The 26,651-nt window shown below is 37.5% G+C and carries 32 protein-coding genes and 6 pseudogenes; 12 read left to right on the plus strand and 26 right to left on the minus strand.

The annotated features are described in order from the left end of the window. Window positions 1–32 precede the first annotated feature (32 nt). The 3 genes and pseudogenes from JCM13188_RS03700 to JCM13188_RS03710 all read right to left on the minus strand — a co-directional run bounded on the left by JCM13188_RS03700 (window position 33) and on the right by JCM13188_RS03710 (window position 1,518). A complete protein-coding gene (locus JCM13188_RS03700) occupies window positions 33–236 on the minus strand; it encodes a hypothetical protein (RefSeq protein WP_054752225.1) in 204 nt (67 codons plus the stop codon). 52 nt (window positions 237–288) lie between these two features. After that, window positions 289–795 (minus strand): GNAT family N-acetyltransferase, encoded by a 507-nt coding sequence (locus JCM13188_RS03705; RefSeq protein WP_054752227.1) that lies wholly within the window; start codon window positions 793–795, stop codon window positions 289–291. A 109-nt stretch (window positions 796–904) separates the two neighbouring features. Further along, window positions 905–1,518: pseudogene (locus tag JCM13188_RS03710) on the minus strand (YczE/YyaS/YitT family protein). A 132-nt stretch (window positions 1,519–1,650) separates the two neighbouring features. Here JCM13188_RS03710 and JCM13188_RS03715 point away from each other — a divergent pair. Both JCM13188_RS03715 and JCM13188_RS03720 read left to right on the plus strand, forming a co-directional pair. Then, the gene (locus JCM13188_RS03715; RefSeq protein WP_054752229.1) at window positions 1,651–1,914 is read left to right on the plus strand and encodes a TIGR04104 family putative zinc finger protein; all 264 of its coding nucleotides are present in this window, start codon (window positions 1,651–1,653) and stop codon (window positions 1,912–1,914) included. Between the two features lie 31 nt (window positions 1,915–1,945). Next, window positions 1,946–2,314: a PH domain-containing protein gene (locus JCM13188_RS03720; RefSeq protein ID WP_279401356.1), complete on the plus strand. Its 369-nt coding sequence runs from the start codon at window positions 1,946–1,948 to the stop codon at window positions 2,312–2,314. Window positions 2,315–2,345: 31 nt separating this feature from the next. Here JCM13188_RS03720 and JCM13188_RS03725 read toward each other — a convergent pair whose 3' ends face one another. Next, on the minus strand, window positions 2,346–2,555 hold the full coding sequence (locus tag JCM13188_RS03725; protein WP_054752233.1) for a hypothetical protein: 210 nt from the start codon (window positions 2,553–2,555) through the stop codon (window positions 2,346–2,348). 128 nt (window positions 2,556–2,683) lie between these two features. Here JCM13188_RS03725 and JCM13188_RS03730 point away from each other — a divergent pair, with 128 nt between their 5' ends. After that, window positions 2,684–3,034 carry a VOC family protein gene (locus JCM13188_RS03730; protein ID WP_279401334.1) on the plus strand — a complete coding sequence of 117 codons (351 nt, stop codon included), beginning with the start codon at window positions 2,684–2,686 and terminating at the stop codon, window positions 3,032–3,034. A gap of 54 nt (window positions 3,035–3,088) precedes the next feature. On the opposite strand, the gene JCM13188_RS03735 is transcribed toward JCM13188_RS03730, so the two are convergent. Further along, window positions 3,089–3,460 (minus strand): VOC family protein, encoded by a 372-nt coding sequence (locus JCM13188_RS03735; protein ID WP_054752237.1) that lies wholly within the window; start codon window positions 3,458–3,460, stop codon window positions 3,089–3,091. Window positions 3,461–3,575: 115 nt separating this feature from the next. Between JCM13188_RS03735 and JCM13188_RS03740 the strand changes: the two genes are divergently transcribed. From JCM13188_RS03740 to JCM13188_RS03760, 6 genes and pseudogenes are all read left to right on the plus strand, one after another. Further along, window positions 3,576–4,301: an EcsC family protein gene (locus JCM13188_RS03740; RefSeq protein WP_054752238.1), complete on the plus strand. Its 726-nt coding sequence runs from the start codon at window positions 3,576–3,578 to the stop codon at window positions 4,299–4,301. A 71-nt stretch (window positions 4,302–4,372) separates the two neighbouring features. Beyond that, complete coding sequence (locus JCM13188_RS03745) at window positions 4,373–4,936, plus strand: flavin reductase family protein (protein WP_054752240.1); 564 nt, start codon at window positions 4,373–4,375, stop codon at window positions 4,934–4,936. Between the two features lie 6 nt (window positions 4,937–4,942). Continuing rightward, window positions 4,943–5,584 (plus strand): alpha/beta hydrolase, encoded by a 642-nt coding sequence (locus JCM13188_RS03750; protein ID WP_279401335.1) that lies wholly within the window; start codon window positions 4,943–4,945, stop codon window positions 5,582–5,584. Between the two features lie 102 nt (window positions 5,585–5,686). Next, complete coding sequence (locus JCM13188_RS03755) at window positions 5,687–5,995, plus strand: hypothetical protein (RefSeq protein WP_054752242.1); 309 nt, start codon at window positions 5,687–5,689, stop codon at window positions 5,993–5,995. 317 nt (window positions 5,996–6,312) lie between these two features. After that, entirely contained in the window at window positions 6,313–6,666 is a 354-nt protein-coding gene (locus JCM13188_RS20325) for a DUF2269 family protein (protein ID WP_369404807.1), read from the plus strand. Between the two features lie 113 nt (window positions 6,667–6,779). After that, window positions 6,780–8,098, plus strand: a pseudogene (locus tag JCM13188_RS03760) (YjiH family protein). 49 nt (window positions 8,099–8,147) lie between these two features. Here JCM13188_RS03760 and JCM13188_RS03765 read toward each other — a convergent pair. The 3 genes and pseudogenes from JCM13188_RS03765 to JCM13188_RS03775 all read right to left on the minus strand — a co-directional run bounded on the left by JCM13188_RS03765 (window position 8,148) and on the right by JCM13188_RS03775 (window position 12,059). Continuing rightward, a complete protein-coding gene (locus tag JCM13188_RS03765; RefSeq protein WP_054752243.1) occupies window positions 8,148–9,521 on the minus strand; it encodes a DHA2 family efflux MFS transporter permease subunit in 1,374 nt (457 codons plus the stop codon). Window positions 9,522–9,787: 266 nt separating this feature from the next. Next, complete coding sequence (locus JCM13188_RS03770) at window positions 9,788–10,969, minus strand: hypothetical protein (protein WP_054752245.1); 1,182 nt, start codon at window positions 10,967–10,969, stop codon at window positions 9,788–9,790. 143 nt (window positions 10,970–11,112) lie between these two features. Next, window positions 11,113–12,059: pseudogene (locus tag JCM13188_RS03775) on the minus strand (ring-cleaving dioxygenase). A gap of 169 nt (window positions 12,060–12,228) precedes the next feature. On the opposite strand from JCM13188_RS03775, the gene JCM13188_RS03780 reads away from it, so the two are divergent. Further along, entirely contained in the window at window positions 12,229–12,990 is a 762-nt protein-coding gene (locus tag JCM13188_RS03780) for an SDR family oxidoreductase (protein ID WP_054752247.1), read from the plus strand. 70 nt (window positions 12,991–13,060) lie between these two features. Here JCM13188_RS03780 and JCM13188_RS03785 read toward each other — a convergent pair whose 3' ends face one another. The 8 genes and pseudogenes from JCM13188_RS03785 to JCM13188_RS03815 all read right to left on the minus strand — a co-directional run bounded on the left by JCM13188_RS03785 (window position 13,061) and on the right by JCM13188_RS03815 (window position 17,462). Beyond that, window positions 13,061–13,411, minus strand: coding sequence for a nucleoside deaminase (locus JCM13188_RS03785; RefSeq protein ID WP_279401357.1), 351 nt, complete (start codon window positions 13,409–13,411; stop codon window positions 13,061–13,063). A gap of 116 nt (window positions 13,412–13,527) precedes the next feature. Beyond that, a pseudogene (locus JCM13188_RS03790) lies at window positions 13,528–13,940 on the minus strand (DUF1801 domain-containing protein). Window positions 13,941–14,038: 98 nt separating this feature from the next. Next, the gene (locus tag JCM13188_RS03795) at window positions 14,039–14,236 is read right to left on the minus strand and encodes a GNAT family N-acetyltransferase (RefSeq protein WP_439646603.1); all 198 of its coding nucleotides are present in this window, start codon (window positions 14,234–14,236) and stop codon (window positions 14,039–14,041) included. Between the two features lies 1 nt (window position 14,237). Next, window positions 14,238–14,384 (minus strand): hypothetical protein, encoded by a 147-nt coding sequence (locus JCM13188_RS17825; RefSeq protein WP_279401336.1) that lies wholly within the window; start codon window positions 14,382–14,384, stop codon window positions 14,238–14,240. Window positions 14,385–14,434: 50 nt separating this feature from the next. Beyond that, on the minus strand, window positions 14,435–14,968 hold the full coding sequence (locus tag JCM13188_RS03800; protein WP_279401337.1) for a GNAT family N-acetyltransferase: 534 nt from the start codon (window positions 14,966–14,968) through the stop codon (window positions 14,435–14,437). Between the two features lie 60 nt (window positions 14,969–15,028). Continuing rightward, window positions 15,029–15,460, minus strand: a complete 432-nt coding sequence (locus JCM13188_RS03805; protein WP_054752249.1) for a hypothetical protein — start codon at window positions 15,458–15,460, stop codon at window positions 15,029–15,031. A 70-nt stretch (window positions 15,461–15,530) separates the two neighbouring features. Next, window positions 15,531–15,866 carry a hypothetical protein gene (locus JCM13188_RS03810; RefSeq protein ID WP_054752250.1) on the minus strand — a complete coding sequence of 112 codons (336 nt, stop codon included), beginning with the start codon at window positions 15,864–15,866 and terminating at the stop codon, window positions 15,531–15,533. Window positions 15,867–15,989: 123 nt separating this feature from the next. After that, window positions 15,990–17,462 carry a SulP family inorganic anion transporter gene (locus JCM13188_RS03815; protein WP_054752252.1) on the minus strand — a complete coding sequence of 491 codons (1,473 nt, stop codon included), beginning with the start codon at window positions 17,460–17,462 and terminating at the stop codon, window positions 15,990–15,992. 252 nt (window positions 17,463–17,714) lie between these two features. On the opposite strand from JCM13188_RS03815, the pseudogene JCM13188_RS03820 reads away from it, so the two are divergent. After that, window positions 17,715–18,135: pseudogene (locus JCM13188_RS03820) on the plus strand (universal stress protein). Between the two features lie 44 nt (window positions 18,136–18,179). Here the strand turns inward: JCM13188_RS03820 and JCM13188_RS03825 are convergent. The 10 genes and pseudogenes from JCM13188_RS03825 to JCM13188_RS03860 form a co-directional block, all read right to left on the minus strand. Then, window positions 18,180–19,082, minus strand: a complete 903-nt coding sequence (locus JCM13188_RS03825) for a DMT family transporter (RefSeq protein WP_054752254.1) — start codon at window positions 19,080–19,082, stop codon at window positions 18,180–18,182. A gap of 436 nt (window positions 19,083–19,518) precedes the next feature. Beyond that, window positions 19,519–20,916: pseudogene (locus tag JCM13188_RS03830) on the minus strand (M20 family metallopeptidase). A gap of 4 nt (window positions 20,917–20,920) precedes the next feature. Then, on the minus strand, window positions 20,921–21,256 hold the full coding sequence (locus JCM13188_RS17830; RefSeq protein ID WP_279401338.1) for a DUF4181 domain-containing protein: 336 nt from the start codon (window positions 21,254–21,256) through the stop codon (window positions 20,921–20,923). A gap of 75 nt (window positions 21,257–21,331) precedes the next feature. After that, window positions 21,332–22,183, minus strand: a complete 852-nt coding sequence (locus JCM13188_RS03835; protein WP_054752256.1) for an aminoglycoside 6-adenylyltransferase — start codon at window positions 22,181–22,183, stop codon at window positions 21,332–21,334. Next, window positions 22,162–22,440: a hypothetical protein gene (locus JCM13188_RS03840; protein ID WP_054752258.1), complete on the minus strand. Its 279-nt coding sequence runs from the start codon at window positions 22,438–22,440 to the stop codon at window positions 22,162–22,164. Before JCM13188_RS03840 ends, JCM13188_RS03835 begins: the two co-directional genes overlap by 22 nt. Next, complete coding sequence (locus JCM13188_RS03845) at window positions 22,437–23,486, minus strand: YndJ family protein (protein ID WP_054752260.1); 1,050 nt, start codon at window positions 23,484–23,486, stop codon at window positions 22,437–22,439. Before JCM13188_RS03845 ends, JCM13188_RS03840 begins: the two co-directional genes overlap by 4 nt. Continuing rightward, window positions 23,471–23,737: a hypothetical protein gene (locus JCM13188_RS03850; RefSeq protein ID WP_054752262.1), complete on the minus strand. Its 267-nt coding sequence runs from the start codon at window positions 23,735–23,737 to the stop codon at window positions 23,471–23,473. Before JCM13188_RS03850 ends, JCM13188_RS03845 begins: the two co-directional genes overlap by 16 nt. Continuing rightward, window positions 23,721–24,323: a DUF4166 domain-containing protein gene (locus tag JCM13188_RS03855; protein ID WP_054752264.1), complete on the minus strand. Its 603-nt coding sequence runs from the start codon at window positions 24,321–24,323 to the stop codon at window positions 23,721–23,723. Before JCM13188_RS03855 ends, JCM13188_RS03850 begins: the two co-directional genes overlap by 17 nt. 9 nt (window positions 24,324–24,332) lie before the next feature. Next, window positions 24,333–24,725: a DoxX-like family protein gene (locus tag JCM13188_RS17835; RefSeq protein WP_369404800.1), complete on the minus strand. Its 393-nt coding sequence runs from the start codon at window positions 24,723–24,725 to the stop codon at window positions 24,333–24,335. Next, window positions 24,635–25,243 (minus strand): hypothetical protein, encoded by a 609-nt coding sequence (locus tag JCM13188_RS03860; protein ID WP_279401340.1) that lies wholly within the window; start codon window positions 25,241–25,243, stop codon window positions 24,635–24,637. Before JCM13188_RS03860 ends, JCM13188_RS17835 begins: the two co-directional genes overlap by 91 nt. A gap of 101 nt (window positions 25,244–25,344) precedes the next feature. On the opposite strand from JCM13188_RS03860, the gene JCM13188_RS03865 reads away from it, so the two are divergent. Continuing rightward, entirely contained in the window at window positions 25,345–26,349 is a 1,005-nt protein-coding gene (locus JCM13188_RS03865) for a DUF2804 domain-containing protein (RefSeq protein WP_054752265.1), read from the plus strand. The last annotated feature ends 302 nt before the right edge of the window (window positions 26,350–26,651 follow it).

Genomic DNA, 26,651 nt, shown 5'->3' on the forward strand with positions numbered 1-26,651 from the left:
CCCTATGCATTTATTATGGGGATAATTGAATTTTAAAAAGAAAACAATAACCCAAGTATAATTCCAATCACTGCTAAAATTAATGAGGCTTTCGCAAAATTCTTCAGGCTTTCATTATGTTTACCCATAGCTAACACAAGTAACGTAATAATATTAACAATTGGAATTGCCACAAGAATTAAAATAAAGACCCATTTACCAATGGACACTTCTTCATCTACCCAATAGTGATCCATCCAATCCCCCCCTTAAAATATGGATATGAACCACCTTGAACCTTTAGGACTTTTAAGCAAGGCGCCCTGGCCCAGATAGTTCTTTCTGATAAAACGCTAAATCAAGCCATTTACCGAATTTATAACCAGCATTTTTAATGGTTCCTGCATGTTCGAACCCCAACTTTTCATGAAGTTTGATGCTACCATTATTAGCCGCATCAATGACACCAATCATCATTTTATATTCATTCGCTTCTGCTAGTTCAATGATCTTCCTAAGTAATGCTGAACCAGTTCCCTTGCCAGAACTCTTCTTACTAACATAAACTGAATGCTCAACGGTGTACTGATATGCTGGGCGCGGACGGAAAGGTCCATAGGTCGCGAACCCGATGACTTGGTTGTTCTCTTCGTAAACTAAAACAGGGTACCCTGCTTCAATCTTTTCAAGATACCACTCTTTACGATTTTCATATGTATAGGGTTCATAATCGTAGACAGCTGTCGTTTTTAATATTGCTTCATTATAAATAGTTTGAATGGCCTCTACATCGTGGATTCTTGCTTGTCTAATCATGATTTAAATCCTTTCAGTAAAATGATAATTTTCTCGATTTTATCACATTTATTTACAAAAGAAAAAAAACGCGACTAACATCGCGTCTTAGGTCTGAGGAGCTGCTTGCTTACCATTGATTAATAAAGTCTTTAATTTTTGAAAAACGTTTAAAGAAAAATTGAACAAACGGTCCAATGCCAAATGCGATTATAATGGTTCCAATACCAATCGGTCCACCAAGAATAAAGGCTATAATCATAATTAAAATCTCTAATGAAGATTTGGACATAGCTAAACTTAGCCCAGTTCGTTTGTGTACTGCAATCATCAAATTGTCTATTGGATTTTTAGCAAAATTGAATTGTAAATACATACCGATTCCGCTACCCATTGCCGTAATGCCGATTGCTAAAAGAACATAGCTCATAATAGCTGATGAAATAGTAAAGTTAGGAAAGACAATTAACAGCCAGAAATCGATGAATACACCAATTAAGAAAATTGTAATGACAGCTGCGTAATCAATTCTAGCTTTTAACAGAAAACTATTAATAATCATAAGCGCGATACCGACAATAAAATCCAAGAACCCACTGTTAGTCCAATCAAGTCGTACAAAGCATAAAATAGGGCATCCCAAGCACCTGTGCCGAGTCCTGATTTAATTAGCATCGTAACTCCGAATGATAGCATTAACATACCAAATAGATAAAATAATATAGAATAAGAAAGTTCCTTCATGATCGTCACCTTTTAAGTTAAATTTCAACTAGCTTATATTAACATATTCGTCTGCTTAGGTACAGATTTTCAAACTGAAATTTATTGGAAAACGTGATATAATGAAAGTTAGATTGAACTAGGAGTGATTGAATGCCTACTTGTCAAAACTGTCAAAAACAATGGAGCTGGAAAGATAGTCAGAAAGCGATGTTTCAATTTAAAAAAGGAATGAAATGCCCATATTGTGGAGTCACACAGTATCAAACATCGGATTCACAGAAACGTACTAGCCTAGTTGGAATGGCACCTTTATTAGCCTTACCGATTGTCAGCTTGTTTGATTCTTGGACGATCACCATAGTCATCATTCTATTAGCAAGTCTTTCATACCTTGCCGTCATTCCATTTTTATGAAACTATCTAATAAAGAGGAGCTTATGTGGTAATGTATTTCCCTTCAAAGCGAGACTGGTGGTTAGGAGTGATTTTTTTCGGACTGCCTTTGGTAACCATTTTTGAAGCTATTCGCACTAATTCAACAGAGGGCTTGATCTTCTCAATAATTTTAGCAGTAGCATTATTATGGCTGTGGTTTACAACCGGATATCGAATTGACGGGCAAACTCTTTACATCCATTACGGCCCTTTTAAACGAACCGTAGATATATCTAGTATACGTAAAATCAACAAAACTCGCTCACCTTGGTCAGCTCCTGCATTGTCCATTGATCGCCTTGCCATTTCATATGCTCATGACTTCAGAGTCGCCATTATTTCACCAAAGATCAAGAAACGTTTATCAATACGTTATTAGTTAAGAATTCTAACATTCTAGTTAAAGATTATTAATTGAAAAACCCAACGACATCAAGAATACCAGTCGCAATAAGTGAAACACCAACTCCGATTCCTGCGAATGCAAAAAAGACTTTCCACTCACGTGACTCATACCAAACCATGAACGCAATAAGAATTGAGAACGTGATTCCAATTACAACGGCTGCTGTAGGGTTTGTAGGTGTAATCCAATCATACCAATTAATACTTAATAACATGGTGCACCCCTCCACACGATTTAGTTTATTTGATTCTATTATACTAAATTTACTGTTTGAATAACTACTTTAAAAGGGATTTGTCTTAATATGACGAATAGTATTAGTGAGGAGAGAGGTGAGTGAACATGTCGATTAGAAAAGTTGGCGGTGTATTCTTAAGAGTGACAAACTTAGAGAAATCACTGGAGTTTTATACGAATTTCTTAGGAATGGAAGTTGCATTTACTGAAGAATGGGACGGGACACCTGAGGCTAATTTAAAAACAACGGAACAAAACCTTTTCTTAACATTAATTGAACAAGATGAGGTACAAGTCCTTAAAGAACCTGTTTTCAACTTAGTTACGGATGATGCCATTGCCATGCACACAGCATTAATAGATTCTGATTTTAATGTAACCGAAGTTGAAAACTGGACATCTGAATACAATCACCACGTTTATTTGACGTTTATGATCCAGATGGACATGCACTAAATATTATCGAAATGCAGCCAATCACTAAGTAGAGAGCCTATGACTCTCTACTTTTTAATGTTTGCTTAGTATTTCTTGGATTCTTGATTTTTCTTCTTCCTGATCTAAATACTCAAAGAAACCTATTTTATTACCCCATGGGTCTTCAAATGTCCCCCACTTTACTGGAACTTCTTCTCTTGAGAATACTTCAAAATCTGAAATAGGAAATTTTGCCATTATATCAGACTTAGCTTGTTCAAGATCTTGTACGCCAAATCGAATGGGTCTATTATCAGTAGGTTCGCCTTCTCCGATTTGAAGCCAAGCACCGGGAACAACCTCCCACTCCGCAAATCCTTCGTGTGGAACAAAGTCTGGTTTCCTGCCGAAAATCCTCTCGTAAAACTTAAGCCCTTGATCAAACTCAGGAACTCTTAATTGCATGGTTAATTCAAAATCATCTAATCCCTCCCTGTTTCTAGAACTTCCACTTAATTAAATTTTTTCCTTTAAGAATTTACTTTAATAAGATTTGGTAAACTATTAATAGGTGATGCAAATGAATGAATATGAACTGTATGTTTACGATGAAATACAATCTTGGCGGAGTAAGCTACTAAAGAAATCTGGCTTCGTTAAAGGCTTAACGAAAAAGGCACAGAACAAATTCAACAGCATGATTCCAGATCGAGCACACAAAGTTATTACAGAAGGCATAAAGGGCATGGTAAAAGCCACGTTAATAGGTTCAAATATAACGACTAAAAAAGATCAATACCATCATTTATCGTTACGTGAAAAAGACCGACTTTTAAAAGAGAAACTATCTAATTACAAAAAAACAGCTGCAGCTGAAGGGGCCGGGACAGGTGCTGGAGGAATCTTACTTGGCTTAGCAGACTTCCCTTTACTCTTACAAGTAAAAATGAAATTCTTGTTTGATGCCGCTTCAGTCTATGGGTTCGACACAAGGCAGTATGAAGAACGACTATTCATATTACATGTGTTTCAGCTAGCCTTCTCGAATGATGACATGAGGCGTGAGACCTCGAAATCATTGAACATTGGGATCAACATAAAGAGCGTTTTAGCCGATATGGATTGGCATGTTTTCCAGCAGGAGTATCGGGATTATATTGATTTTGTCAAAATGCTTCAGCTTATACCAGGTCTTGGGGCCTTTGTAGGTGCTTATGCCAACTACAATTTACTTGATCACTTAGGCGAAACCGCTATGAATGCCTATAGATTAAGACTACTGAAGGAAAAGCCTAAAGACTATTAACCATAAAACAAATCAAAAAACTCCTTTGTGATAACATAATAACCAATAAGATCACACAGGAGGATTTTTTCATGCTTAAAGCAATTGCCCACAAAATCATGCACTGCTACCCAGGAATGGTCGCCATCGTGACGGTATCACATAATGGTGAAGACAATGTGATGGCAGCTGGGTGGCATTCATACATCTCGTTTACACCTCCGATTTACGGAGTCGCAATTGGCCCTGAACGTCATACCTACCAACTTGTAAAAAATGAAGGAACCTTTGCGATTAACTTTTTACCCTTAGAAAAAGCTAAGTTCATTCAAGAAGTCGGAACACTCTCGGGCGCTGATTTAAATAAATTTAAAAAGGGTTATATGTCATATAATCCTGGCCCTCATACCGGAAACCCTATTTTAGATGATGCCTATGTAGCTTATGAATGCAAGACGATTGACTGTAACAGTTACGGTGATCATGACTGGTTTGTAGGAGACATCGTTCAGTTCCATATGGACAAGGCTAAATTCTTAGATAATGGCTTACCTAACTTTGAGAATCTATCTATTCCGCTTTATCTAGGTAGGTCGTTATATACTAGTGTTGAAGAGAATAGCCGGTTTGAGAATCATAGAGTTCAGAAGGAGTAATTCAATATGAAGTTTGTTGCACCAAAGTCTTTTACCTATGAAGCTGGCAATCAAGCTGTTCTTCTACTGCATGGCTTTACAGGAACGACAGCTGATGTCAGGAAGCTTGGTCGCCACTTACATAAAATGGGATACACCGTTCACGCACCACTTTACCGAGGTCATGGAGTTGGACCTGATGAACTAACACAGACAGGCCCTGTTCAGTGGTGGCAAGATGCACTGGACGGTTATCAAACTCTTATGGCGCAAGGCTATGAATCCATCATTGTAGCTGGCGTTTCCATGGGTGGTGTATTTGCCTTAAAGATGGCATTAGAGCTACCCGTTAAAGCTGTGATCACCATGAGTGCACCCATGCATGCTAAAAGCATTGGGGATCTTTCACAAAGAATTTATGATTATGCGTACAACTTTAAAAGGATTGAAGGAAAATCATCTGAGCTTATTGAAAAGGAACTTAACCAATTTAAGCAAAAACCCAAACCGTTTCTCACTGACCTTCAGCAGTTCATTATTGAGGTAAAGGGGAAGCTGGTATCCATTACGTCCCTACTTGTGTGCTGCAAGGTCTTAAAGACGAATCGATGTACCTTCAAAGTGCCAAAGAAATTTATGATCAGGTACAAACAAACCACAAAGAACTAAATGGTATGAAGCATCAGGACATATTATCACGGTAGGGCCTGAGCGAGAAGCTGTATTTAACGATGTTGAACAATTTATAAGTTCAGTATAGGAGGCATACTAATGGCTTTAGAACAAGAGGTTATATCTTTATTAACTATTGGATTTATTGTCGTCATAGGAGTGACAGCATTAGTGACAGCTTTATTTTGGTGGTTTAAGAAGTCTCATCACATCGGATACTTATTTACTTTAATTCACTTAGCTGTCCTATCTGTAGCCATTCTTTATGCCATTAATGCTATAAAAATGGATCCAAACCATCCTATGTCTTCTGAAAACATTTCATTACAAATAGGTCTGGCCGGACTATTCTGGGCCTTAAGTATGGCATGCTTAGTTATTGCCGTCATTGGTTATTCCAAAAGTTAATTCTATTTCATTAACTGTTATCTAGCATTAACGACAAATTGGTTAAACTAGTGCCTTAATCAACAGCATTAGGTTCATATCAATATTTTTCAGAAAAATCATCAATTTTAATTGAAGGTATGATAAATTATATATAGCATGTTAGCCTCCACACACCCATATAATCTAATGGGGAACACTGTCATAAACGACAAGAGGAGGACGAACATGTATAAAGTATTAGTGTTAATTCACGTACTGTCAGCAATTATTGGAGTGGGACCGACGTTTTTGCTCATGTTTTATTTAAAAAAGAACAAAGTGTCGCGGAGTTAAGCATATCACTTAAAACATTTAAAAAGCTTGAGTTCTTCCCTAAAATCGGTGGTTCATTAGCCGTTATCACTGGAATCATCTTATATTTTGTAGGTGATTGGGGAGAAATTACGCAATTATGGCTACTTGGTTCATTAGTTTTATATATTCTTATTCAAGTACTTATGATCGGATTTATTGGGAGGTATACAAGAAAACTAAGAACCTATTTATCAGATCCAAACCGTACAAAATTGGATGCGCTTCCAAAAGAGTATCAAAGTATATTTAATCGTGCTAACCAGTGGTTTTGGATTGCGTCATCTATGGGAGTTCTCATCTTTGTCCTTATGATTTTGAAACCAGCAGTATTGTAAAAAATTACTCACTAAAATTTTTGAGTAGCCCTTTATTTGTGTTCTCAATCATGATAAGGTACGTATTGTCAATTCAACTTATTGTATATTTATAAATATAGGAGGTTTAACTTTTGGCAAAGCTAAAGTTTATTATATTATCATTCATTGGTTTATTTTTCTTTATGGTTCCAATTCAGTATAAAGACGAAACGACAATTCCTGTTGCCATACTAGCTGATTTATTTAAGAACGCACTAGGTGATTCTATTACTCTAGTAGCTGTGATCATCGTGTCTATTTCAGCCATTATGTCGATTGTGGCAAAATTACTACCAACCAAGTTTTCAGAAGACTCCTTTTTAGGTTCAGTCTTTAATGTATCTTGGTTTTGGACAATCGTAAGAATGGCTGGGATGATTTTTATCATTTTGCAGCATATGAAATTGGTTTAGAACAAGTTTACTCAGGTGCAACAGGAGGCATGATTCTAGGCGACTTAATGCCCTCTCTAGTTGCCGTCTTCTTAATTGCATCATTCTTATTACCATTATTATTAAACTACGGTTTATTAGAGTTCATTGGTTCTTTATTTAAGAAAATCATGCGCCCTATATTTACTTTACCAGGACGCTCAACTGTTGATAATTTAGCTTCATGGTTAGGTGACGGAACAATCGGGGTTCTATTAACGAGCCGTCAATACGAAGAAGGTTATTATACTAAGCGTGAAGCGGCCGTCATCGGTACAACCTTCTCTGTCGTTTCCATTACGTTTACGATTGTTGTGGTGGAACAAGTTGAATTAATGCACATGTTTTTACCCATGTATTTAACCATCTTAGCAGCTGGTTTAGTTGCTGCGATTATCATGCCGCGTATCCCGCCATTATCGAAGATTCCGGATACGTATTACACTGATGAGAAAGGTTTCGATGAATCGATTCCTGAAGGTTACAATTCTTTTACTTGGGGCTATAAACAAGCCGTTGAACGAGCTGAAAAGTCACCAGGTGTAAGTGGTTTCCTTAAAGAAGGTACTAAAAATGCAATGGATATGTGGTTTGGAGTTTTACCAGTTGTTATGGCGATTGGTACACTTGGTCTAATAGTAGCTGAGGAAACATTGTTTTTCACTTGGATAGGGGCACCATTTGTTCCTATTTTAGAATTCTTGCAGATTCCTGAAGCGCAAGCAGCAGCCGAAACTATTTTAGTTGGATTTACGGATATGTTTTTACCAGCGCTCATGATCACAGATGTAACTAGTGAGATGACCCGCTTCATCATCGCTGCATTAAGTGTCACTCAGCTTGTCTATTTATCTGAAGTTGGGGGCGTACTTCTTGCTTCAAAAGTGCCTGTGAATTTCTGGAGATTAGTAATCATTTTCTTATTACGAACACTGATCACATTACCAATTATTATATTAATTGCTCATATGTTATTTTAAACATAGCTAAACCCGCTTGACTAAGGTCAAGCGGGTTTTTAAGTGATTATTATTCTGTAACTTGAGCTGCTTCTTCTCTTGGGCTGGTTTTCTTAATAAAGAATGCTAAAACCCAGCCAGCAATAGATAATACACCTGCAACAAAGAATGACACATTTACACCATGTAGGGCTCCTTGAACTCCCTCATCCGGTATAGTCTGACTTGTCATAATGGAGACAAGTAAGGCAGTACCAACTGCACCTGACATTTGACGCATCGTATTGTTCATCGCAGTACCATGAGGCATTAAACTGTTAGGAAGCTGATTTAAACCTGCTGTTGTAACAGGCATCATCACCATCGCAATTCCTAACATACGTGCTGCATTTACAACAGCTAAATAAAGAAAACTTGTCTCTGGTGTTAAATTCGAGAACATAAATGTGGTCACAACAAGTGTAAACAACCCAATAATGGATAAATAGCGTGCTCCGAATTTATCAAATAACCGTCCTGTAATTGGGTTCATAAAGCCCATCAAAGCTGCTCCAGGTAGTAACATAAGACCAGATTCTAACGCTGAAAAGCCTAACATGTCTTGCATCATAATTGGTAAAATAACAGCCCCACCAATCATAGACATAAATGCAATCATACCAATTGCCGTTGTAAGAGTAAAAATACTGTATTTAAAGATTCTAAACTCTAAAATTGGCGTGTCTAATTTTAATTGTCTTAAAATAAACCAAGTTAACGTAATGGCACCTATAATTAAAGAAATAATGACATTCTGACTCGCAAACCCTGTCTCTGGATTTCCCGCAATACTAAATCCGTATAGTAAACCACCAAAACCTAATGTAGATAAAATGATGGATAGCATGTCAAGTTTAGGGAATGTACGTTCAGTCACATTCTTCAATATGAAATAAGCGACAAGTATATCTATAATAGCAATTGGTAACACCACATAGAACACACTTCTCCAAACGAAGTGCTCTACTAAATAACCTGAGAGTGTAGGTCCAATCGCTGGCGCAAACGCAATTACTAAACCAAACATCCCCATGGCAGATCCACGTTTTTCAAGTGGATAGACTAAAAACATAATTGTCTGCATAAGCGGTAGCATAATACCAGCCCCTGCTGCCTGCAGGACACGTCCAACCATCAGAATCTCAAAGTTTGGAGAAATCGCACAAATTAATGTTCCAACAGCAAAAGATCCCATAGCGGTTAAAAACAACCCTCGAGATGTAAATCGACCGATCAGAAATGCGGTAATCGGGATCATAATTCCGTTAACTAACATAAAGATCGATTGTAACCATTGAGCAGACGCATAATTGATTTCTAGTGCTTCCGCAATTCTAGGCAGCGCAGTTCCTAATAATGTTTGGTTTAATATTGCCACAAATGCTCCCGAGATTAAGACAAGCATTAACGGCCCTCTTTTTATATTGCTTCCTCGTTGTTCATAATTTTTGCCATACTAAATCCTTCTTTCTATTTTTCAGTCGCAACATTCTATCTTAGCAAAAATTCTTTCGTAAGTCGAAGGATTTAACTAAATTGTAACAAGTTTAATTTAACTAAAGAGAAAATACTTTATACATTAACATTCTGATAGCTTGCAAGCTATTTCTAGGAAAAGACATAACCAAAACATTATAAGTTTCAAATAAAAAACCCGGATTACACCGAGTTTCATGATTTCTCTTCTTGTTTTTCTTCCTCTTTTCTTTTCTTTAATTGTTCGTAACGTTGCTTCTGTCTATAACCATAAGTTGCTGATAAGATTGTTTCTTCACTTTCTAAAGCAGTTCCAAGTGCTCCGATAATAGTAGCAAAACTAGAGATAAGCCAAGCTATGAAAAAGTAGTCAACATAAGATGAGCTAGATCCTACCTGAGATTCTAATGATGGTAATGGTATAAATATGAACACTGAGATTAAAAACATCAAATATAAGTTTATATAAAATAATGTAACAGAAATTAATAAGGTGAATGCTGTTGCTATATTGTAAAGCCATCTTTTTCGGTTATGTGTGTCATGTCTAGGTGATTCCCAAAGATTATGCGCTAACATAATCCAAGTAACCATGGCAAAAATCGAAACAACACTTAACATCGCTAACCGCCAAATTTCATAATCACTTGTTAAAGTCCATAAAGTCGGGAAAACGAGTGCATATGCACCTGTTGCGAAAGCCACAACTAAAACTTTTACAAATGCAGGGAACATTCTCCATGGTTGATTCGCTCGAACCATACCTGTTAATATTCTAACGCCACCCCAAATTTTAGAAGGGACTGTGAAACGAACATCAATGTTATGTTCACCATCTTTAGGAACTTCCCTTTTTATAGGCGAAAACTTCTCAAAACCTTTCCGGCCTACTAAGATCCGGCCATCAATGACTCTTAAACCATCTTTACCAGCTTCTTTTATTTTATCTCTAAGCCTCTCATAACCTTCCTCAGAGCTTTCATAATACATTTCATTCACTAATTGAATAATGGAGGATTTAATTCTTTTCCTCATAGGAGTAGACCCAAGTCCAGGAATACTAATAATCGCCACATTTTCTTCTTCATATGCTTCCGAAACAACCACTCTACCATCATGAAATAAAGGTAAATCGGTGAGACAAATTAGGTAGTCAACATCGCTTTCTTTAATATTACTTAGGATTGTCTCCAAAATTTCTCGAGTATCACCAGTCGAACCTGTCAATGCATCTTCTTCCTGTTCAACTTCCCACTCCCACTGATCATTAACATATTGCTTTAATAAAGAAGGCAGTTCGTCCTCTAATTCACATATAACCTCATTCGCAAACCCTGGAGCTGTAATTAATTTCACTCTTCTGTAGGAACTGCTCATCTGCATACACCTTCTTCTATTTTTTGTATACTATTGTTTTGCACAAGTTTTAGGATTTAAACTACTTTTTTAAATAATCTATTAACGTTTTTTAAAAATTAATAAGAAAAACCCCACTAACTTGGATAGTGAGGCCTACAATGCTATTTAGGTTTTACTTCCCTTACTTCAATAGGATCAACTATTTGCTCAATTTGATTACGATGCTGTTCTAACCAATTAGGGAGTTTTAATTCCTCTCCAAGGTGTTCAAGTGATTCATCAGTATCAAACCCTGGGACATCTGTAGCTATTTCAAACAAAATACCGCCCCATTCACGGAAGTAAATCGATGTAAAATACTGACGGTCTAAAATATCAGTCGGCTGAAGCCCTTTATCTGAAATATAAGTCCGCCAGTCTTGCTGATCATCGTAGTCATCAGCACGAAAAGCGATATGGTGAACAGTGCCAGCTCCCATCTCACCTCTCGGAAAAGCTTTAACAGGAACGTCGATTTTATTACCAATATCACTTTTTGAACGGTACCTTAAGTACATATCCTCCTCAGCTATCTTTTCAAAACCTAAACCTGACTCTAAAAGATCAGCTGTTTTACGAGGTGAACCTGAGTATAGAACAGCCCCTCCAAAACCTTTTATGGCAACATCTTTCGTTACACCATTAAATTCAAATGTATTTAACGGGCCTTCTTCTCTTTCAACTAGCTCTAATTTAAGACCATGTGGATCTTCAAATTTTAAATATTCTTCATTGAACCGTGTTTCTTTCTCAGTTTCTATATGAAACTGGTTAAAGCGCTTTTCCCAAAATGGCATAGCCCCTTTTGGAATAGCGAATGTGGTATATCCAACTTGACCAGAACCAACTCGCCCTTGTGGGATGTTCTTCCAAGGGAAAAATGTCAAAATCGTACCAGGGTTCCCTCGTTCATCACCAAAGTAAAATGGTATGTGCCAGGATCATCAAAGTTTACCGTTTTCTTCACTAATCTTAAGCCAAGGACCCCTACATAAAAGTCAATATTCTCTTGGGATGGACCAGCAATCGCGGTAATATGATGCACGCCAGCTGTATGTTTATCTGTCATAAGGATGACTCCTTTCAATTTATCTTGAATTCAAGATAATTATACGCTTGAATTAACTCATTATCAAATAGCCTGTTTATAATTACACATTCTATTCCAAAATAGTAGCTTTTAATTTTTCTAAATCTTTGATAAGTTTATGAAGACTACAGAGATAGGAAGTGATTAAATGGACTTATTTAATGTTAAAGACAAAGTAGTTTTAATTTCCGGTTCAACTAGAGGATTAGGTTTAAGTGTCGCTCAAGGCTTCGCTGACAACGGCGCTATAGTTATTATTAATGGACGGAAACAAAGTGATGTTGATTCAGTTGTTCATGAACTTAAAGAACAGGGAAATCAAGCTAAGGGGTATGCTTTCGATGTTACGGCAAAAGAAGATGTCATAAATAATGTTAATAAAATCGAAAGTGAGGTTGGACCTATTAGCGTTCTAATTAATAACGCTGGAATACATAGACGCAATCCACTTGAGGAGCTAAGCTTGGATGATTGGCAAACAGTTTTAGATGTGAATCTAACATCAGCATTTAATCTTTCGCAAGCCGTCTTTCCTTATATGAAGGAACGTAACCACGGTAAAATTATTAATATAACTTCTCTAAATGCAGAGAAAGCAAGGCCAAATATTGCAAACTATTCTGCCGCGAAAGGCGGACTTAAAATGTTAACAAAATCAATGGCGACAGAATGGGGACCGTATAACATTCAAACAAATGCCATTGGTCCAGGATATTTCCAAACGGATATGACTGAAAAACTTGTACAAGATCCAGACTTTAATCAGTGGGTGAAAAGCGAAGTCCCATTACAACGCTGGGGAGTTCCAGAAGAGTTAATTGGAACAGCCATTTATTTAGCTTCGGACGCATCAAATTATGTCAATGGACATACCATCTATGTTGATGGTGGTTGGCAAGCATCATTATAAGGAATTTAAAACACCCGTATTATGATTCTTTTGAAATCATAATACGGGCTATTTTAATTAAGCCAATCTATCAATTTTGATTAGACCACATTTCGTACGGATGTTGGTCAATTCCATCTGGCGTTATATGTTTAATCTCGATTGACTGATCTTCAATGGGTTTCTTAAGCTCTTCAAGTATGTCAGTGGACGATAATCCATACGGCTGCCCTTGTTCATATGAATAGGCAAAATAAATCTTGTCTATTTTCGCTGAATGCATAGCCGCCATACACATTGGGCAAGGTTGTCCACTTGCGTACATAACGGTTCCTTCTAAAAATGGTGATTTAAGTTTCTCATTAGCTCGTCTAATGACTAGCAATTCTGCATGGGCTGTAATGTCACATGTTTCATTCGTCTCATTTACACCTGTAGAGATGACCTCGCCATCTTTTACTAAGACAGCTCCAAATGGTCTCCCACCATTTTTAACATTATTTGTGCTAACTCAATTGCCTGGCTTAAATACTTCTCATGTTCCATCCAAACCGCCCCCTATTTCGTTAGCTCGTTAATCGATCGTTGAATCATGTCACGTAGAACAGCTTCATCAACATCATCTAATTTATTGATGTAAATACAAGCTTTTCCCGTTTTATACTTTCCAAATTTCTCTAAGAGGTCTTCCATTTTTTCTATTCCTGACATTAAATATAGACTGAAATTTTGTTTGCGAGGGGAAAATCCTACTAGCATCCATTCGCCTTCGTGGCCTGATTTGTATTTATACTGATACTTTCCAAATCCAATAATGCTGCTTCCCCACATTTTAGCTTCATATCCAGTTGTCTCACTAAACAAGTCCAATAACTTGTATGCATCTTCGCGTTTTTTTTTAGGTTGATCTACGCTTTCAATAAACTCAATAACACTATTATCATTTGTTTCGTCTTCAGTTCATATGCCATGAAGAAGACCTCCTATATTTTATTCACCTACATAAACGTCTTGATACTCTTCTTTACTGCTAAGTTTTTTCTTCGCATAGGGACATGAAGCAGTGACCTTAAGGTCGTTTTTCACGTGCATATTCCACGACTGCTTTAACAAGTTTCCCTGCCATGCCTGTCCCTCTTAATTTTTCCGATACCTCAGTATGGTCAATATCAATTGTCTGATTACCTTTGTCTTCAAACGTTATCATAGCATCTTTACTGTCTGCAGTTCCTACATAAAAGCCTTGATCATCACGTTTAATATCCATTTCATATCACTCCTTTGAGTAAACTTAAACTCATATCTTCAATATATTGATTACGATCCATAAATGTAAATATCGCATACGTTACAACCGCCATAATAGCGATAATGATTATAATGAGAAACACCATTTTCTTCCCATCAAATTTCATGGCACTAACTCCTTCATCACTTTTCTTCTATTTTAACAAGTTGAATTCAATTAACCATTAAAAGCATTTGAATACTCCACAACACCTGATACATTCGTTAATGCTCCTTCTTCTAACTCTAATACCATGAACGCCTCGTCAGGCACATCAAACGGTGGATATATCTCATAGTCAGATGCTTTTTCAAAGCCAAATTTAGGGTAATACTCTGGGTGCCCTAGAACAATGACCGATTTATAACCGTGGGCTTTGGACAACCTTAGTCCTTCAAGACACAATTGATTGCCTATTCCGTTTTTCTGATAATCAGGTAATACGGACACTGGTGCCAAAGCTAGCGAATCATGTTCCTGTTTCCCTTTTATTTTGACTTTTGTAAAAAGGATATGACCTACTATTTTATTAAGCTTCTGATCGATTGCTACCAGAGATAGTTCTGGTACAAAAGCATTCGATTTACGCAAACGATTAACGAGTTCATGTTCATCATGATCACTATTTTCTGCATCAAGAAATGCATCTTTTACGACATTTTCAGTTTCCATATAGTCATTCGGGTGCTCTTGCCTAATTGCAATATCCAAAATAACATCCCCATCTTCATATTTACTAACTATTCTAACATATCGACGAGTGAGTAGCTTTTAATGAAGCGGGTAAGGGAATTGATAAGATAAAACGGTAATCGTTAATAGAATGATTACAAGGTTAATTAAGGAAACCCGATACTCTTTCGCACTTCTTAAATAGATGAATTGTAGAATGATTTGTGCTAGGAAATAGAATAAAACGAATAAAGCTAAAACTTTCCAAAAATCTCCTAAAGAAATGCTCTGCATAAAAAAAGTCGTAAAAATAGTTACGCCCACACTTAAGACATTCGTCATAATTTTATAAGGCTTGGGTAATTCTTCTCGTTCAACTTTAGGTATCCCCGTCCAATACCTCACGAATTTATCAATCAGCACAATCCCAATGACAGTGACTATGAAGATAAAAATAAACAGCTGATTCCCATTTCTGATTCGATCCAGGTCATAAATATATAGATTATCTATAGTATCATTAGCTAGCAATTTACCTGATTCAGAATGTAGTTTTACTTCAACAGCACCTTGATCAATGGCTGTAATAAATTGTTGTTTATCAATTAGTACTTTTTAGTTGATATGAAACTGAATAAAAGCTTTCAGCCTGATGATCTATTTCAACAAACTCCTTTGCTACTTCATCACTACCAGGGTAGCCCCCATAAATAGTTGGTTCACCATCTATTTGATTTGCAAGCCACTCATTATGTATATCAACTTCAAATTCAGCCATAATCGGTTCGTTTGTATGGTTTTCTATGTATAACCTTAAGGTTAAATCGTCTAACCATGACGTGACTTTCGTATCGTCTTGAAACGTAATAGCCCCTTCATCTTCAGCACAGCCCATAAATCCTAACAATAAGATTAATAACCACCAAATTCCTCGCATCAAATCCCTACTTTTGTATCACTAAAATTTGTATTCTAAGAGATATTGTAACATGGAAATATTAGTAATAGATTTACTTATAATAAAAAGAAAGTCCTTATTTGGACTTTCTAGGTTAATCTATTAATGATTCGATAGACTCGCATTAGGTTTATTATGAACAGCTAATCGCTCAACAAGCTTTGAACTATCCTCGTTAAGACCAGTAATATCTACTTGTTTACCATGTTCTCGATGCTTCAACACTATTTTATCTATAGTGGCAACAGCAGAATCGTCCCAAATATGAGCCTGAGTAAAATCAATTTGAACGTTCTTAACATCTGCTTTGTAATCAACTTGCTTTAAAAGATTTTCTACAGAGGCAAAGAACACTTGACCTTTAATTCGGTAGACTAATGTTTCCGTTTCTTCATTAATAAATTTCTCTACTTTTATAGAAGAAATTTTGGCAACAAAGAATATAGCACTTAATATAACACCTGCTAAGACACCTTTAGATAAATCATGGGTTTTAACCACTGTAACGACAGTGACGATCATGACCGCTGCGTCTGTTTTTGGCATGACATGGATATTCTTAAGTGAAGCCCAGTCAAATGTTCCAATTGAAACCATGATCATCACACCAACCAGTACAGCCATTGGAATCTGTACAAGCAAGTCTTGAAAAACAATGATCAGTAACATTAGGAACACACCAGCTGTAAGTGCTGATAACCTTCCTCGTCCACCTGATTTAACGTTAATGACAGACTGACCAATCATGGCACAACCAGCCATTCCACCGAAAAATCCTGAGACAACATTAGCCATCCCTTGTCCGCGCGCTTCCTTATTTTTATCACTAGGTGTATCCGTCATATCATCAACGATTTGACTTGTGAGTAATGATTCAAGTAGTCCTACAAAAGCTAACGCTAAAGATACCGGGAAGATGATTTGTAAGGTTTCAAATGTTAACGGAATATCAGGAATTAAGAAGATTGGTAACGTGCTCGTAAGCTCTCCCATATCTCCTACTGTTTTAACATTAAGACCTGTTGTCATCACAATGATGGTCATGACAACAATAGCGACTAAAGGCGCTGGTACGGCGCGAGTGATGCGCGGGAATAGATAAATAATCGCCAGTGACCCAATCACTAATAAATACATCGGCCAACTTTCGCCTGAAAAGTGCGTCAGCTGTGATGTGAAAATTAAAATCGCAAGCGCGTTCACAAAGCCTAACATAACCGAACGGGGAATAAACTTCATAATTTGGCCGACTTTTAAATAACCTAATATGATTTGCAAGATACCCGTTAAAATCGTGGCCGCTAATAAATACTGCAAACCGTATTCAGCGACTAACGTCACCATTAATAACGCCATGGCGCCTGTGGCAGCGGAGATCATACCGGGACGTCCGCCTAAAAATGCAATGACCACAGCTATACAAAAGGAAGCGTAAAGCCCAACCATCGGGTCAACACCCGCAATAATTGAGAATGCAATGGCTTCAGGGATTAATGCCATGGCAACAACCATCCCTGCTAATACATCATTCTTCACGTTTCCAAACCAATTATTTTTGATTGTTTGGATGTTCAATCGTGCACCTCTTTTCTATTATTCTAAAACTTGTGCACTGTCCATAACAGTGCTTACGACAAGAACGAAAGTGATTATACCACGTGATTGATTGTAATCATAATCGCATGTAAGCGTATGCTTTATTGAAATACTCCTATTTACTTTAATATTCTACTATTTACTACCCAATTTAAGATATTAATATAAACGTATACCTATATATCTTTAGAATGATAAAATAAAGACAATAAATAAAAAGGGGACATGAAAGTGTACAAGCAAATACTATTAGCCGCTGATGGTTCAGAACACTCGATCCGAACGGCAAAACATGCAGTTGAATTAGCTAGTTTACAAGAAAAAGCTCAAATCACCGTTATTTACGTGATTGATAGTGATACTTCTAAACATGATGTGTTAGAGGTCGGTGATCAACAAACTGTTGAAGCAAAAAGACAAAGCCGTTTAAAACCGATCGAGGATATTTTAGAGCAAGCGCACGTTGACTATGAAGTTGAAATAACAAAAGGGGAACCTGGACCTACGATTGTAAAGTTTGCTAACGAACATAATTTTGATTTAGTTATTATCGGAAGCCGTGGCTTAAAACGTGCTACAAGAAATGGTTTTGGGTAGTGTCAGTCACAAAGTGGCAAAGCGCGCAAAATGTCCAGTTATGATTGTTAAGTAGTTAACATAAAAGCTACCGAAATAAATCGGTAGCTCGAGGTCATCTCACCTCTTTAAATGTTCTCTTTTTTTAAATGAGAAAACGGTTAAAAACAATGATACAAACACTAGTCCAAAGCCTAATGTTTGCCATCCAGTTAGAGCCTCCTCGAATACGACCACTCCAACTAATACCGCAACTACAATTTCAATAGAAGACAGGATCGTTGCTTTACTTGATTCAATATAGGATAAACCAATTGTGTAAATCAAATAAGCAAGTACTGTTGAAATAATCACAATACCAAATAAATTCAACCAAACGTCTCCATTTAAGAATTGATGCTTGTGCTGCCAAATTTGACTAGTTGGCAGTAAAAATACGCTCCCACATAGCATCGCATAAAACGTAATCGTAAACGGATGATACCACCTGCTTACATTTTTCCCTAACAAACTATAAGTTGAACAGAAAAAGCCAGCTAACAACCCGAACATAACTGTTTTTAATGTTAAGGAAAATTCACCAAGCGGTATGAATTTGATTGCAAATGCACTTCCTATGATAGTTAGTATAATCGCTGAAATTTTAGCTAGAGTTAAAGATTCTTTGAAAAGAATTTTTGCGATGATAGCTGCGAAGACTGGAGAGGTGTAGACAAAGACGACTGCAACTGAAAGTGATGATAATTCCATGACTTGAAAATAGAACCAATTGAAGAAGCTGATACTAAAGAGACCCAAACCTATAAAATAAGGTAAGTCTATTAGTCTAATCTTTAAATAACTTCTTGCCATGGTCCACAACAAGATCAATAAGATGAGACTCGACATAGTTAAGCGTAGGGTGACGACTTGCCAAGGAGAAAAACCAAAGGCATATAGATTTTGCACGAACAATCCAGTTAATCCCCAAAATGACGCACCTAGTACCACCATGCCATAAGCGATCGTTTGATTCATTCTCATCGTAAAACCCTCCCTTTTCTCTCTATCTATCAGGTTCAGGTTAAACTACTAAGAGTTTGTTCTGGCGAGTTAATCTTACAACGCTTTTCCATATAAAGCAATCTTAAACTATTTCCAATATATATTATGTAGATAAGGGAAGATATATTGTATAAAATAATGCCTCAGCTGGTGAACTGTTCATATCCGAGTGCAATTTGTTCGTATTCGAAGCCTTACTGTTCATATTTGAAGCCAAAGTGTTCGCATCCGAGGGGGATTTGTTCGCGTCAGCCGACGAACTGTCCGCATTCGAAGCTGAAGTGTTCGCATTCGAGAGAAAACTGTCCGCATCCGTGAGAAAACACTGGGCCGACTAAACTGATATAAAGGAAAATACAAGTCTAGCTAATAAAAAAAGAACCAATCCCATTGAATTGGTTCTTTTCACCCTAGTTTATTCTGTCAATCCTGGTTGTACTCCATCAGGTATTGGACTCACATATTTTTCTTTTCCCGCGATTTTGCCGTGTTCTTCTTTTGCCTTTTTTAAAAGCTCTGGATCCTTCATAACATCTAGTGCTGTGGCTGCCATAATTTACCTGCATACAACATCCCTTTATGACCAATTGAAGTGCCCACTTGAGATACGGCTTGCCAAGAATGAAGTGCCGTTCCATTAGCAAAGCATGTCGTTAAAACTTGAGTGGTTGGGGCAATCCAGCTGACGTCCGATACATCTGTCGATCCTGTTGAAGAATCTTGATCTTCTAGACCGATAACCTCATCTGTTAATGCTAATCCTTCAATCCCTTTCGCCCATAAGGTGTTCTTCTCTTCTTCGGATAACGTTTTGACGGATTGCTACCGCAAAAGCTGTCTCATCTTTAGAAAACTTCGGTGGATCTAGTTTGCGCAGGTTTTCATCTAACACTGCATCTAATGTATGATTCTCTATCATGTCTGAAGAGCCACTATCAAAAACAATCTCTAGTTCCGTTTCAGTCATTAATGCTGCACCTTCAGCGATTTTACATACGCGTTCGTAAATACTCTGAACTTGAGAAACTCTTGGTGCTCTAATTAAATAAAGAACCTCAGCGTTAGATTGAACGACGTTCGGCGCATCACCACCTGTGTTTGTTACAGCATAGTGAACGCGAGCTTCAGGAATAATATGCTCTCTAAGATAATTCACCCCGATATTCATAAGCTCAACGGCATCAAGCGCACTTCTTCCTAAATGCGGGCTCGCTGCAGCATGAGCCGATCGGCCTTTAAATCTAAAATAAACTTGATTTATAGCTAATACATCCATCTTAAAAACAGAATTAATTGGAGCTGGATGCCAACATAATGCAAAGTCTAAATCATCAAAGATGCCCGCTTTTGCCATAAAAGCTTTTCCGTCCCCAAACTCTTCAGCAGGGCAACCGAAATATTTTACTGTACCAATCACATTGTTTTCTTCCATATAATCTTTGACTGCGACCGCTGCAGCAAACGAACCAGTTCCAAGCAAGTTATGGCCACATCCATGACCATTTCCACCTGAGGCAATTGGTTTATATTCAGCTATTCCTTTTTCCTGGCTAAGACTAGGAAGCGCATCATACTCTCCTAGAAAACCAACAATAGGTTTTGCGCTACCAAATGTGGCAACAAAAGCAGTCTCAATCCCACACACACCACGTTCAACTTCAAAGCCTTGTTCCTCGAGTTTAGAGATAATGTATTCTGAGGAATGCTTTTCTAAAAAAGCCGTTTCCGCGAACTCCCAAATTCGATCACTCATGTCAGTGAACAGGTCACTTTTTTCCTCAATCAAACGATGGACGGCTTGGATATGCGACATCTAATCACTCCTTATGAATAAATTCCAAAAAGTCTGTAGCAAACAAAAGTACGATAAACGTAATATAAACAGTAATATTTGAGATCGAGACGATAAACCGTTTAGATTCCCGTGCGTACTTCCATTCCATAAGTAAATCAATGGTCGAGCTTAAAATTGGATATAAAATGATTAGAGTAATCGGAATGAATACTATTAAAAACCCAACGATATAAAGACTAAATAAAATCACTAAAATTATTAGATATATCATTAAAAACTGTCTATACCGTTTTTTATGTTGATCGTTAATAAAGCGTTCTTTACGTATTTCGATTTTAAACATTTTAGTTAAAATCATTTCTACGATAAAACGCTGATATAAATAAGGCTGAAAAAATCAAAAGAAGATCAATAAAGTTCATATGTACAACTCCTACATGTCGTTATTTCGAATACGTTTTATATATTCACGCACGTGCTGTTCTTCACTTTCATTATAGATGAAACCTAAGCGCTCTGCACAGGAAACAGCGGTGTCGTGAAACAGGTCTCCCATCATTTCTAGTGCTTGCCAAATCTCTTCTAAATGAGCTTTTGGAAAAGTGTCTATTAATCTATTCCACGTCGGTTCATCTAATAAATCCTTTAGATCTTTACTGAATTTACCTGTACTGATCTTAAAATCGTAATCAATCGCAATCGACCAGTCTAGCATGTTCATTAATGCGTGACGGAGAGGTCCTTCTAAAACACCTTTTGCATAGAGTACTTCCTCTCGCCAAAGCCCTTTGGCCACATAAGGCGTAACCCACCAAAATTCATTACAAGTTGCTTGAAACTCTTTTTCACTAGGCTTCGGAACATGATAGTCACGATCAGATGGTGGTGGTAGTTCAGGCGTCAAGCCATCCTTATCTAGTAAAATTTCTGTTAAACTTTCAGTCGCTTTCATAATGCCAGATACTTTGTTAGTAGGTACGAGATTTAGATCAATCCTGTTACCATCTTGAAATTGCATTAAGTAAGTTAGGGCATGATTTTCATTTTGCCATGGTGATGGGCTTGGTTTTTGCATAATGACTCTCTCACCAAAACGATCGATCCAGTCAGTATCTTCTTGAAAACTATCGATCTCTTTTACTGCAAAAACGACATCAAAGTCCTGCATGATGTCACGCTTAACATTTGGATTGACGCGTGAACCATTCATCCAAACCGCTCGAATTCGATCGTCTTCTTGAGCTGTCCCTAGAATTAAATCCATCATTTCTGTTTCGTTGCGCATGTATTACTTCCTTTCAATGTCATAATCGATTTTAGAAATGGTAATCCAAACAACCACATGCGGTGTACAGCTTTAAGCTTTCCTCGTTTAATTTCCCATACTTCAAACCGTTCGTTTATAGGTAGTTTCATAACATATTCTCGAAAAGCGAGGTAAATCCCTACTTCTTCACTTGATAAAATGAGGCGACCTTCATGCTGGTGAAGATTCAATATACCAATCATGGTAGACCAAGGTAGTGGCAAGGCAATATTCATATAGGTGTTTTCACCATCTGTGTGCTCTGAATATAAAGCAACGAATGTTGTATCCCCTTTAATCTTTCTAACCCAAGCCCTAACACGTTTCTTGAATCTAGTTCAGGTTTTAATAGATGAATACCACCATCCATCTCAACCCTTTTACTAGATAGAGGTAAATTGATTTGTTGTGTGTGACGGCTTAGCATCTTATAAATCGCTGCAAATGGTTTAAACCAAGAATGCCATTTAACTTTAGCCCAAAGCCGGTAATCTGATGTATTTTCATAAAAATCTTTAATCGTAGGAGCAAGGTTTAGTTGGTAAATATCCATATGATCTACAAGACCATTAACTGATGACTCACTTGTGATTTTCCCCTTTAAAAAGTCTTCTCCTATCATAAATTCCCCGCGAAGTTCACTCACTGGAAACCTGGACTTTTGATCAGCTTGCTTTGGCGTAAACATTGATGTCATAATTGTGCCAGCACCTGCAAATAATACGGCATTCGTCACACCATGAAATTTAAGCATAAAGTCAATCGTAACCGTTGAATTGCCTGACCAATTCCCGTACGCATATAAAAGAGAAAAGATAATCGACACGCCAATTGCGATAAACGTGATCCGAAAAAGCCACTTTTGAGCTGGTCCTATAAATTTTATAAAAAAAGTAAGACCTATTAAACTATAAATCGCAAAGATATAAACTAAAACAGATAAAAGCTCAAGTGTTGTTGAAAACGTAATACCTAGAGCGACTAATACAATGGCTACTATGACCGACCATGCTGCCCACTTATATAACTTAGGCTTACCCAACCTGCCTAATAGCCCCGTAAAAATAGGAAGTAGAAATCCAGCATAGTGAAAGTGAATAGCTGTTAACCAAGTAATGATTGGACTAAAACCAGTATTAATTCCCGCTTCATAAGCTAAAAACCATATACCTCCAATCGCAAGAAACACCATGGCGACATCTATTAAAATTTCTTCAATATGAGTAAATCCTCTATGTAAAAATCGATTGAAGCCCTTGAAAGCAATTAAAATAGTATACAATAAGTAAACTGCCGCCAAAATGCGTGCCAATGAGTATCAGGTGTGACCTGAATGAGTATAACGGATAAATACGCAAGCATCGCTATCCAAATAACGATTTTGCTAGATTGTCCGATTGATGCAAGAACGATTGGCACAAATACTAGCTGAGCTGTTGTTAGGATTAAATAATACCACTCATGTGGTGTGATCAGGGCGATAACTCCCAACACAACAATATTGATGAGTCCTAATTTATGTAAGGTCTTCACTTGTAAATTCCCCTTTATAATGAAAAAGTTGTCCAAGGATTGGGTTATTTACCTGAACGGAGATCCCAAACTTCTCTTTTTCATCATGATAATCTTCTTTGACAGTTGCCACCCCTTGAAACCATTTCGGTAATGGAACCTCAATGGATCCTATGACGAGTCGTTGTTTTAATGAACGGATGAGTAACGCTCCATCTTCAACACTAAAGACTAAATCAGAATACATCAAAGGTGGTTCCCCCAAATAATCCTTAATTACAAGACGTTCTTCATCGAGGCTCATCAGCGCGTTAAAATACCTTGTCTGATGAGGAAAATAAAATGCCCGCTCCCAGTAAATCTGCTTACCGTTTGAGCGTGGTGTATTGTTAATCATAAACGGAACTTGACTACCTTGTTCAGGGAAAAGAAGCTTGCGCTTTGTTAAGAGCTTCATCATAGGTTTTAAAAACCATGGCGCTCCTTTGATGTCAAGCATAACTCCTTTACCAGTCACAGGTTTCGTAGACATCAAGGCATATCTTTTTTGTAGCATAGAGTGAAGCTGATTAAATTCATCTCCTAAAACTTGCTTATAAATCGACATATGGACTCCTCAATCCGGTTTTCTTTTGCAATTCTTTGCTGTTGGTACATCTTTACTGACTAATAACCCAATGGCAGAAAAGACAACTAAAGCGAAATTAAACGTCAGCGGATTAAACGGATGTATTAAGTTAGCTGGTTCTGCAATGGCAGCTGATAAAGCCAGTAAAGGAAAAACGATTAATTGCAACTTTAATAAATGTTCTTTTTTAGGATAGAACAGCCAACTTAACCCGATAATTATTTCACCAGCGCCGACAACATAATTTAACCAAATCGCCTGAGATTCTGATATCGGCAAAGCACCTGTTGTCATTGAGACCTCTGTTGGGTGCATGAATAAGATTTTAGGGACAAGCCCGTGATACGTCCAGACGATAAAAATAAAATAGCAATAAGCCATGTACTAAAAAACCGAACATACTGTACTGAAGGTGTTTCTCCTGTTTCAAGCCATCGCCGGGCTACGTCAAAGCTAAGTGCTGTTGCCCAGCCCATCATAGGGCGAAAGAATAAATCAATTAAGTTACCTACTTTTCCCCAGTTTGTGCTGTACTGATACTGAGTTAAAAATTGGATTGTTCCATTAGGCTGAGGATTGTACTTCCAGTAGCCTCTTCCTTCCTTGATCAATGATAACTTTTGCTTCGTTCCGAAATGTAGTGAAGATGTTTTGGAGCCATCTTTTGCATCTGCATCATGTGTTCCAATACTCTTCCCCCACCCTTTTATAGCAAGGCCAAATCCTATATTCGTCTTATATGTAAAGAGTTGCGGTTTGTCATCTTGTTTAGGTAAATAGGTTATTGAAGAAAATCTTAAATCCCATTTCTCATGCTCGTCAGGTGTTTGCGTCACGCGCCAAAGCTTGTCCATCTCTGACTTAATAGGAATTTCAACGTATATTGGATTCTTCGCCATAAAACCCCTCCTCGTCTACTTATCTCTATTCTACCATTCTATTCAATTGAAGGATGTTTGACGTTCTATCTCGTATATTTAATATAAAGGAGATGCTGCTCATGCGAGGTAGAGAGTTAACTAAAGTGGTAAAGCTTTGTGATGGGAATGGTGAGTTAAACTCTAACAGCATTGGATGGGCTCGTCATCCCATCGTTTATTGTAATGTTCAAGGAAGCTTTTTACGTAAAAAGAAATGGAATTATTGGTGTATGACAAGTCCGGATGCGTTATTTTCCATTACCGTTTCACACCTAGACTATGTAGCCGTTATATTTGTTTATGTATTTGACCTTAAAACGATGAAGTTTAATGAGCAATCCGTCCTAATCCCTTTTGGACGTTTTGTTAATATGCCAGATAATGTTAATGATCCTATTTACGTTGAACATAAAGGAATTCGCGTGAGTCTTCAAGATACCAATATAAACGTATACTGGCCGAATTTTTATGAAAGCAAGCCATTACAGGCCCAATTTTCGATTAAAAAAGAACCCGAGCAAGAATCGTTAAACGTCGTCATACCTTGGGGCAAAAATCAGTTTCAATTCACGTCAAAACAAGTGGGACTGCCCGTACAAGGTAAAGTAAATTGGTCACAAGGAGAATATGTTTTTAATTCTAATCAGTCATTTGCAACGCTAGATTTCGGCAGAGGCAAATGGCCTTACCGTTCAACTTGGAATTGGGGAGCCGCTTCAGGTTACTCAGATAATCATAAAGTTGGATTGAACCTTGGTGGCCAGTGGACTGAAGGTACTGGGCAAACAGAAAATGGTATAACCATCGATCATCGATTACATAAAGTTCATGATGAATTAGATTGGATCTATGACCAACAGAACTATATGAAACCTTGGATTATTCAAACTCCAAATAGTCATCAAGTAAAACTCATGTTCGAACCGATTTTTGAACGCGTTTCGAGAACCAATGCCTTGATTATACAATCAGAAGTCCACCAGATGTTTGGTTATTATCATGGAACCATTGAAACCGATCTGGGCCACAGTATTGAAGTTAATAAGATATTTGGCTGGGCAGAAGACCATAAAGCTCGTTGGTAGGCTTAATATCTGATATTGGCGTGCTATCTGGTAGCCATAAAAGTCTTTGTTTCCACAAATATAAAAGAGGTTAGAACAAAAGTAATATAGCTTTTCTATAAACGAATATTGAGTGTTGTTAGCGTAGTCAAAATGCAAGACTCCTGGTCGGCTAAGGTCGGCCACGTCCTGTGGCCAACGCCGACACTAGATCGTCCAGATCGTCGCAGAACAGCACGAGCTGAAAATCACGCCAAACGAACGGGAGTGCGTTTGGGGAAGCCCGCGCCGTGCCTGCGGAAAGCGAATCATTTTGACGCAGC

The sequence above is a fragment of the Piscibacillus salipiscarius JCM 13188 genome (assembly GCF_001311865.1).
Taxonomy (GTDB): domain Bacteria; phylum Bacillota; class Bacilli; order Bacillales; family Alkalibacillaceae; genus Piscibacillus; species Piscibacillus salipiscarius.